We start from the raw sequence: 8,822 nt of genomic DNA, 5'->3' as shown, positions 1-8,822 counted from the left end.
GAACGGCTGGCGGATCGACGGCGTGCTGGTCCTGCCAGCGGGGACGGCTTTTCCGCCGCGCCAGGTGCCGATCCTTGTCTGGCAGCAGGGCGGGCCGTTCAACGCCTTCACCAACACATGGGGTGCCTCGGTCGAGACGCCGGCGAGCCTGCTGCCCAACTTCGGCTTCGGCGTGCTGGTGACGCCGCTCTACGGCCGGCATGGCTTTGGCAGCGCGCGCTTTCACGCGATTGCCAACCATGACAATTTCGGCAAGGCCGACATCGACGCCCAGGCCGAGATCGTCACCCAGCTGAAGGCGCGCGGCTGGGCGGGCAAGGTCGGGATCGTCGGCTGTTCCTATGGCGGCTACTTTGTCACGCAAAGCCTGGTGCGCCATTCCGACATTTATGCGGCCGGGCACGGCATGTGCTCGATAGTCGATTGGGTGACCGAATGGAGCCGCGGCGGCGGCCAGGGGGCGCCCTGGTTCTTCGGCAGGCCGATCTTCGAGAACCCGCAGGCCTACATCTCTGTCTCGCCAGCCTATAATGCGCGGCAGATCCGCTCGCCGCTGCTTGCCTTCCACGGCACTGAGGACTTTATCCCGCTCGCGACCATGAGCAATTTCATGCATCAGCTGATTGCAGCTGGCACCCCAGCGCGGCTGTTGCGCTTCCGCGGGGCCTCGCACGGCTTTGCCAACACTGCGCCAGAGGAATTGGCCCGGGCCTATGAGTTCTATGGCGCGCAGGAGCAGCTCAGCTGGTTTCGCACCCATCTCGGGCGCTGAGCGGCCTTTGCGGCGCAACCGGGCGGCCGGCGTTGGGGGCCGGCCGCTGGCCCCGCCGCGTCCTGTCAGCTGTGGCCGCGAGCAGCGGGCTTTCCAGATAGGAAAGGCGCTGGCAGAGCGCGCAAGGTCGCGGCCGAAACCGCGGCCAAGACAATCCTTGCGTCCCTTGCGTCGCCCGCGCTCCTCCTCCAGCTGGCCGCCCATGATCTTCGCCCTCTCCTCCGGTCTGCCCCCGGCAGGCGTTGCCGTCCTTCGCCTCTCCGGCCCTGGCGTGTTCGCCGTCGCCCGCCAGCTGACCGGCAAGCAGCGCCTGCCGCCTGCGCGCACGGCAAGGCTGCGAACCCTCTACCGCTTGCAAGACCATCAGCCGATTGACCGCGCCCTTGTGCTCCTGTTTCCAGGGCCTGCAAGCTTCACTGGCGAAGACGTGGTCGAGCTGCACACCCATGGCTCGCCAGCCGTCGTGGCAGCGGTGCAACAAGAGTTGCTCGCGCTTGGGGTGCGGCCAGCCGAGGCTGGCGAGTTCACGCGGCGGGCGTTTCAGAACGGCAGGATCGACTTGACGCAGGCCGAAGCGCTTGCGGATCTTCTTGCAGCCGAGACGGAAGCCCAGCGCGCGCAGGCGCTTGCCAATGCTGGCGGGCGCTTGCGCCAGCAGGCGGAAGCCTGGCGGGAGGCCATTTTGGCGCTGCGCGCGGAGGCCGAGGCGGATCTCGATTTCGCGGACGAAAGCGATGTGACAGTCGCCGCCCTGGTTGGGCCCATCCGCAGGCTCGCTGCGTCCATTGAGGCAGCGCTGGCGGGAGCGCCGATGGCCGAGCGGGTGCGATCCGGGCTTGTGATTGCTGTCACTGGCCCGCCCAATGCTGGCAAGTCCAGCCTCGTCAATGCGCTTGCCGCGCGCGATGTGGCGATCGTGACGGCGCTGCCGGGGACGACTCGCGATGTGCTGGAGGTGCATCTTGATCTTGGAGGTGTGCCAGCAATGCTCCTCGATACCGCCGGGCTGCGCGAGAGCGCGGATCCGGTCGAGCAGGAAGGGATCAGGCGTGCGCGCGCGCGGGCAGCTGCAGCGGACCTTGTCCTCAACCTCGGGGAGGGGGAGGGGTTGCGAGTCGTCAACAAGATCGACGAGACGGGCGAAGCACCGGGGATCCGGGGCGGTGTTGCCTATGTGTCGGCGTTGACAGGGGCGGGCCTTGACTCGCTTCGGGCGCATCTCGTTGCTTGGGCGCGGGCACAGGTGCCGCGCGGGGAGCCTGCCTTGGTGACGACGGCGCGGCAGGCGCATTTGCTGACAGAGGCTGTCGGCTTCCTTGCGGAGGCGGCAGCACAGACGGAGTCGCTTTTGCGGGCGGAGAGCTTGCGCCTTGCAGCGGCAAGCCTTGGCCGGCTGACGGGGGCAATCGGGTCTGAGGACGTGCTGGGGGCGATCTTCAGCCGTTTCTGCATCGGAAAATGACACTCACAATGCCAATATTGTTCCACGTGGAACATTCCGCTACAGGGCCGGCATGACGAGTCCGGACATCATCGTGGTTGGCGGCGGTCACGCAGGAACCGAGGCTGCTGCCGCTGCTGCTCGGCTGGGCGCTCGGGTTGTGCTTGTCACGCTTTCGGCTGCCAATCTCGGCCAGATGAGCTGCAATCCGGCCATTGGCGGTCTTGGCAAGGGCCATCTCGTGCGTGAGATCGATGCGCTTGATGGCGTGATGGGGCGCGCAGCCGACATCGCCGGGATCCAGTTCCGCCTTCTCAACCGGAGCCGTGGTCCTGCCGTCCAGGGTCCGCGAGCGCAGGCTGACCGTCGCCGCTATGCGGCTGCCATCCGAAGCCTCATTGCCGCCGAGCCGTTGATTCGCGTGATCGAAGCCGAAGTCATCGATTTTCTGATCGAAGCTGGCCGCTGCGTTGGCGTGGAGACGAGTGCTGGGCCTTTGCGCGGCAAGGCGGTGGTCCTGACGACAGGCACCTTCCTGGGCGGCGTCATGCACATCGGCGAAACGCGGAGGAGTGGCGGCCGAACCGGGGAGAGGGCTGCCAATGCGCTTGCTTCCCGCCTTGCTGCCCTCGGCCTTCCGCTTGGCCGTCTGAAGACCGGGACGCCCCCGCGTCTTGATGCCCGCTCCATCGACTGGGCTGGCCTCGACATCCAGCCGGGCGATGCCGAGCCTGTCTTCTTCTCAGCGCTCACGCGCCGGCTCGAGGCGCCGCAGATCGACTGCTTTATCACGCGCACCACGGCGGAAACCCATGCCATCATCCGCGCTGGCCTTCCGCGTTCGCCGCTTTTCCGTGGCCGGATTACGGGCGTTGGCCCCCGCTACTGCCCGTCCATCGAAGACAAGGTCACGCGCTTTCCCGATCGCGACAGCCATCAGATTTTCCTCGAGCCGGAAGGGCTCGATGACCCGCTCGTCTATCCCAACGGGATCTCGACCAGCCTGCCTGAGGATGTCCAGCAGGCCCTCATCCGCTCCATCCCCGGCCTTGCCAGCGCGCGAATCGTACGTCCTGGCTATGCGGTTGAATATGCCTATGTGGACCCCCGCGCCCTCTCGCGGCGTCTGGAATTGCGCAGCCTTCCCGGCCTGTTCCTCGCTGGTCAGATCAACGGGACCACGGGCTATGAGGAAGCTGCCGCGCAGGGACTGGTTGCTGGCCTCAACGCGGTTCTGGATGCGCCCTTCCTCCTCGACCGGGCCACTGCCTATACTGGCGTTCTCATCGACGACCTCGTGACGCACGGCGTCACCGAGCCCTACCGCATGTTCACCAGCCGCGCCGAGTTTCGGCTGCGGCTGCGCGCCGACAATGCCGGCGACCGCTTGACTCCGCTTGGCCTTGCCATCGGCTGTGTCCGCGCCGAGCGGGCGGCCTGTCATTACGCCCGCCAGGACGCCCTCGCCCGCGCCCGTGCGCTTCTCCGCGCAACGGCGACCACCCGGGAGCTGCAGGCAGCGGGAGCCGAAATCTCGGATCAGGGCCAGCGGCTTTCCTTGCAGGAATGGCTTCGCTTCCCCGGTGTTGGCATGGCGCATCTGCGTCGCCTCCAGCCGCAATTGTCGGCCCTTCCCCAAGACATTCTGGAGACCGTCGAAACCGACGCGCGCTATGCCGTCTACTTGGCCCGCGCCGAAGCGGAGCTGGAGCTGATGCGGGCGGACGAAGCCATCCCCATTCCGCCTGGGTTCCGCTTTGCCGGCGTGCCGGGGCTTTCTGCCGAGATGGCCGAGCGGCTTGCCGCTGCAGCACCGGAAACGCTTGGCCAGGCCGGGCGGGTTCGGGGAATCACGCCAGCGGCGCTTACGGCGCTTCTGGCCGCGCTGCGGCGGCCCATTGGCAAGGCGGCGTGAGCCCCGAGGAATTCCAGGCCCGCACCAATGTTCCACGTGGAACAATGGACCGGCTGCACCGCTATGCGGCACTTCTTTGCCAATGGCAGCAGCGGATGAATCTGGTCGCATCTTCAACCCTCCCCGACCTGTGGGCTCGGCATTTCCTCGACTCGGCCCAGCTTGCCGGAATCATCGAGCCGGGCCGCCGCTGGCTCGACTTCGGCGCTGGCGCTGGCTTTCCCGGGCTGGTGCTGGCGGCCATGGACTGGGGCCAGGTGACGCTGGTTGAGTCGATTGCCAAGAAATGCCGGTTCCTTGCCCATGTCGTCGCAGAGCTTGGGCTCGGCAATGCCGTGGTGGTGCATGCGCGCGTGGAAGCGCTGCCCCGCCAGATGGCCGAGGTGGTCACGGCGCGGGCGACGGCTGCCCTTGTCAAACTGTTGGACTGGTCGCACCAGCATGGCATGGCGGGCACGCGCTGGGTCTTCCCCAAGGGCCGGAGCTGGGCTGAGGAAGTGGCGGCTGCACGCCAGGCTTTCCGCTTTGATCTCGACGTGGCAGAAAGCCAGACGGACCGGGAGGCGCGAATCCTCCTTGTCACCAACCTCCGGCGGGCGAAGGGCTGATGCGGACAATCGCAGTCGCAAACCAGAAGGGGGGCGTTGGCAAGACGACGACCGCCGTCAACCTTGCCACTGCGCTGGCAGCGACCGGAGCACGCGTGCTCCTCGTGGATTTCGACCCGCAGGGCAATGCGTCCACCAGCTTCGGCCTGGCCCGGAGCGCGCGCTCGCCCTCAAGCTATGATCTCCTGACCGACCCCGCGCAAGCCGCGCGCGCTGCCCGGCCGACGATGGTGCCGGATCTTGCGCTTATTCCGGCAACCCAGGAACTTGCCGGCGCCGAAGTGGAGCTGGTGGGCGAAGCCAATGCGACAGGTCGGCTGCGCGCTGCCCTCGAAACCCTGGAAGGCCAGGACTGGTGCTTCATCGACTGCCCGCCTTCGCTCGGGCTCCTGACCCTGAATGGGCTGGTGGCTGCCGACCGAGTCCTCATTCCGCTGCAGACAGAATTCTATGCCCTTGAGGGCCTGTCGCAGCTTCTGAAAACCGTTGAGGAAGTGAAGGCGCGTTCCAACCCCCGCCTGGATCTCGCCGGCGTGGTGCTCACCATGCATGACAAGCGCAACAATCTTTCAGACCAAGTCGCGAACGACGTGCGCTCTGCTCTAGGACATCGTGTCTTTGGCACGATTATTCCAAGGAATGTGCGGCTTTCGGAAGCGCCGAGCCACGGCATGCCAGCCTTGCTCTATGATCTGAAATGCCCGGGCTCGGAAGCCTATATGGCGCTGGCGCGGGAATTCGCGGCCGCAGCGTAGAGGAGGGGAGCGGATGGCAAAACCGGCGGGACGGCTGGGCAAGGGGCTGGCAGCGCTGCTTGACGAAATGGGGTCCGCACCCCTTTCGGCGGCGACGAGCACGGTTGCCATCGACCTCATCGACCCCAATCCGCGCCAGCCGCGCCAGGACTTTGACGACACCAAGCTCGACGAGCTGGCACAGTCCATCCGCGAACGGGGCATATTGCAGCCGCTGCTGCTGCGCCCGGCAGCCTCTGGACGCTATGAAATCGTGGCTGGCGAGCGCCGCTGGCGGGCGGCGCAGCGGGCCGGACTGCACGACGTGCCAGCCATTGTCCGCGCCTTTGACGACGCTGCGACCTTCGAGGCGGCCATCATCGAAAATGTCCAGCGCGCCGATTTGAACCCGCTGGAAGAAGCGGATGCCTACAACCGGCTTGCCGCCGAGTTCGGCCATACCCAGGAGACGATCGCACGCCTGACAGGCAAGGCCCGCAGCCATATCGCCAACCTGCTGCGCCTCCTTGACCTTCCCCGCAATGCCCAGGCTGCCGTGCGCGCAGGCGAAATCAGCCTTGGGATTGCGAAGCTGGCGCTCTCGGCACCAGACCCTGACCTCTTCGTGCGCGAGGCCGTCGCCAAAGGATTCTCGGTGCGCCAGGCGGAAGCGTGGCTGGCGGCAGCCAGGCGGCGCGCGCAAGCGGCCAAAGCGCGCGCACGGGAAGACGACCCCGATGTCGCTGCCCTCGAAGCCGCGCTTTCCGACGCACTCGGCCTTCATGTCGCCATCCGGCAAGGGGCGGGGTTCGGCGAGCTCGTCATCCGCTATGCCACTCTCGACCAGCTCGATGCTCTCGTTGCCAAACTGCAGGGCTGAGCTGCGAGGCTGAGCTGCGAGGCCGAGCAAGGCGGCACCGCATGTGCGCTGGACGAAAGCTCATCCGCTTTCTCGATAAGCGTGTCCATTTCAATCGATTGGACAAATGAGCCATTGCGGGCGAGACTCCGAGGCAATCGACTCGGAGGAGGATTGTCATGAACGTCGAAGCGAGGTGCCCGGTGGGCCGGTCCACCGGCTCGATCCTGTTTTCGATGGCCAACCGCCTGTGGTGGCCGCACCAGCTTGATCTCTCCGTCTTGCACCAGAACCCGCCCGCGGGCGACCCTTATGGGGCGTTCGATTATGGCGCGGCGTTCGAACGTCTCGACCTCGCCGCTGTCAAGGCGGACATTGTGGCATTGATGACCACCTCCCAGCCCTGGTGGCCGGCGGACTGGGGCCATTATGGCCCGCTCTTCATCCGCATGGCCTGGCATGCCGCTGGCACCTACAGGATTGCCGACGGCCGCGGCGGCGCCGGTACCGGCAACCAGCGTTTCGCACCATTGAACAGCTGGCCGGACAATGCCAATCTCGACAAGGCACGGATGCTGCTTTGGCCGGTCAAGGCGAAATATGGCCGGGCGCTTTCGTGGGCGGACCTTCTCATCCTCGCAGGCAATTGCGCCATCGAGAGCATGGGCGGCAAGACGGTCGGCTTTGGTGGCGGCCGCGCCGACATCTGGGAGCCGGAGAAGGACATCTACTGGGGCCCCGAGAGCGAATGGCTCGGCGACGAGCGCTATTCGGGCGACCGCGAGCTCGCCAACCCGCTCGGCGCTGTCCAGATGGGGCTCAGATATGTGAACCCCGAAGGGCCGAACGGCAAGCCTGATCCGCTCGCGGCTGCGCGTGACATTCGCGAGACGTTCGCGCGGATGGCGATGAACGACTATGAGACGGTGGCGCTGACCGCTGGCGGCCACACGTTTGGCAAGTGCCATGGCGCTGCCCCCGCTCCTGGCAATGTCGGCCCGGAGCCCGAAGGGGCGCCTATTGAAGCGCAGGGCATGGGCTGGCTCAACAGCTTCGGCACTGGCAAGGGAGCGGACACCATCACCAGCGGCATCGAAGGCGCCTGGACCAACAATCCGACCCGCTGGGACAATGGCTATTTCGAGAACCTGTTCCGCTATGATTGGGAGCTGACCAAGAGCCCGGCTGGTGCCTGGCAATGGACTCCGAAGAACCCCGAAGCTGAAGGCACGGTTCCCGACCCGCACCGGCCCGGCGTCTTCCACAAGCCGATCATGACAACCGCGGACATGGCGATGCGTGTCGACCCCGTGTATGAGAAGATTGCACGCAACTTCCTTGCCCACCCTGAGGAGCTGACGGATGCCTTTGCCGAGGCGTGGTTCAAGCTGACCCACCGCGACATGGGCCCGATTACGCGCTACCGCGGCGCAGAAGTGCCGAAAGAGCCCCGGATCTGGATGGACCCGGTCCCGCCGGTCGATCACCCGCTGGTCAATGACAGCGACGTCGCCGAACTGAAGAAGCGCATCCTCGCCTCGGGCCTTTCGGTTGCGCGCCTGGTCAAGACCGCCTGGGCAAGTGCTGCCACCTTCCGAGGCTCTGACAAGCGCGGCGGCGCCAATGGTGCGCGCATCCGCCTCGCCCCGCAGAAGGACTGGGCGGTGAATGAGCCGGCCGAGCTTGCAAAGGCGCTCGGGACTCTCGAGGCGATCCGCGCGGAATGGAACGCCGAGGCGCCGGGCGGCCGGAAGATCAGCCTTGCCGACCTCATTGTGCTGGCAGGTGCGGCGGGCGTTGAAGCCGCCGCGAGGGCTGGCGGGCGCGAACTGACCGTGCCGTTCAGACCGGGCCGCACCGACGCGACTGCAGAGATGACGGATGCCGACTCCTTCGCCGTCCTCGAGCCCTGGCACGACGGCTTCCGCAACCACCTCGGCCAAAGGCCCGCTGGTGCGCCCGACTGGTCTGCCGAGGAGCTGCTCCTTGAGCGCGCCCAGCTCCTCACCCTGACGGCCCCCGAAATGACGGTGCTCTGGGCGGGGCTGCGCGCCCTTGGTGCCAATGTTGGCGACAGCCGCCATGGTGTTCTCACCGACCGGCCCGGCGCACTCACCAACGACGTCGTCCGGAACCTGCTCGCCGCCTCCACCGCGATGAAGTGGGAGGCGCTTCCCGATGGAAGCTTCGTTGCCAAGGACCGGGCCACCGGCGAGGCGAAGTGGACGGCAACCCGTGTCGACCTCATCTTCGGCTCCAACTCCCAGCTCCGCGCCCTCGCAGAAGCCTATGCGGCCGATGATGCCGAGGACATGTTCGTTGACCAGTTCGTGAAGGCATGGGTCAAGGTCATGGAGCTCGACCGCTTCGACCTCCACGCCTGACTTCCGCTGCGACCAGCCTTCCCCGGCTGGCCGCAGTCCCCAAGCCTCCGGCGGCCGGGGCCTCCCGAGCCCCGCCAGGCAGCGGCGGCGGTGATGACCAGTGCGGGGC

Annotated in this window: 7 protein-coding genes; all 7 read left to right on the top strand. The window is 66.6% G+C overall.

Annotated elements, in window-relative coordinates:
* The coding region (locus ACWIQA_RS08235; RefSeq protein WP_448582588.1) for an alpha/beta hydrolase family protein at positions 1–772 on the top strand (772 nt) is incomplete at its 5' end.
* A 202-nt stretch (positions 773–974) separates the two neighbouring features.
* Positions 975–2,234: a tRNA uridine-5-carboxymethylaminomethyl(34) synthesis GTPase MnmE gene (mnmE, locus tag ACWIQA_RS08230; RefSeq protein WP_448582587.1), complete on the top strand. Its 1,260-nt coding sequence runs from the start codon at positions 975–977 to the stop codon at positions 2,232–2,234.
* Positions 2,235–2,286: 52 nt separating this feature from the next.
* Positions 2,287–4,128, top strand: a complete 1,842-nt coding sequence (gene mnmG / locus ACWIQA_RS08225; RefSeq protein WP_448582586.1) for a tRNA uridine-5-carboxymethylaminomethyl(34) synthesis enzyme MnmG — start codon at positions 2,287–2,289, stop codon at positions 4,126–4,128.
* Entirely contained in the window at positions 4,125–4,736 is a 612-nt protein-coding gene (rsmG, locus tag ACWIQA_RS08220) for a 16S rRNA (guanine(527)-N(7))-methyltransferase RsmG (RefSeq protein ID WP_448582585.1), read from the top strand. The genes mnmG and rsmG overlap by 4 nt, the downstream gene beginning before the upstream one ends.
* Positions 4,736–5,491 carry a ParA family protein gene (locus tag ACWIQA_RS08215; RefSeq protein WP_448582584.1) on the top strand — a complete coding sequence of 252 codons (756 nt, stop codon included), beginning with the start codon at positions 4,736–4,738 and terminating at the stop codon, positions 5,489–5,491. Before rsmG ends, ACWIQA_RS08215 begins: the two co-directional genes overlap by 1 nt.
* 13 nt (positions 5,492–5,504) lie before the next feature.
* Positions 5,505–6,350, top strand: coding sequence for a ParB/RepB/Spo0J family partition protein (locus ACWIQA_RS08210; RefSeq protein ID WP_448582583.1), 846 nt, complete (start codon positions 5,505–5,507; stop codon positions 6,348–6,350).
* A 158-nt stretch (positions 6,351–6,508) separates the two neighbouring features.
* A complete protein-coding gene (gene katG, locus ACWIQA_RS08205) occupies positions 6,509–8,713 on the top strand; it encodes a catalase/peroxidase HPI (protein WP_448582582.1) in 2,205 nt (734 codons plus the stop codon).
* The last annotated feature ends 109 nt before the right edge of the window (positions 8,714–8,822 follow it).

It is taken from the genome of Thermaurantiacus sp. (assembly GCF_053487655.1).
This window is presented reverse-complemented; position numbering and strand designations above follow the sequence as displayed.

Excerpts from the sequence above, each read along its gene's own strand:
- ACWIQA_RS08210 (WP_448582583.1), top strand. The coding sequence starts at position 5,505 with ATGGCAAAACCGGCGGGACGGCTGGGCAAGGGGCTGGCAGCGCTGCTT.
- katG (WP_448582582.1), top strand. The coding sequence starts at position 6,509 with ATGAACGTCGAAGCGAGGTGCCCGGTGGGCCGGTCCACCGGCTCGATC.
- ACWIQA_RS08215 (WP_448582584.1), top strand. The coding sequence starts at position 4,736 with ATGCGGACAATCGCAGTCGCAAACCAGAAGGGGGGCGTTGGCAAGACG.
- mnmE (WP_448582587.1), top strand. The coding sequence starts at position 975 with ATGATCTTCGCCCTCTCCTCCGGTCTGCCCCCGGCAGGCGTTGCCGTC.
- mnmG (WP_448582586.1), top strand. The coding sequence starts at position 2,287 with ATGACGAGTCCGGACATCATCGTGGTTGGCGGCGGTCACGCAGGAACC.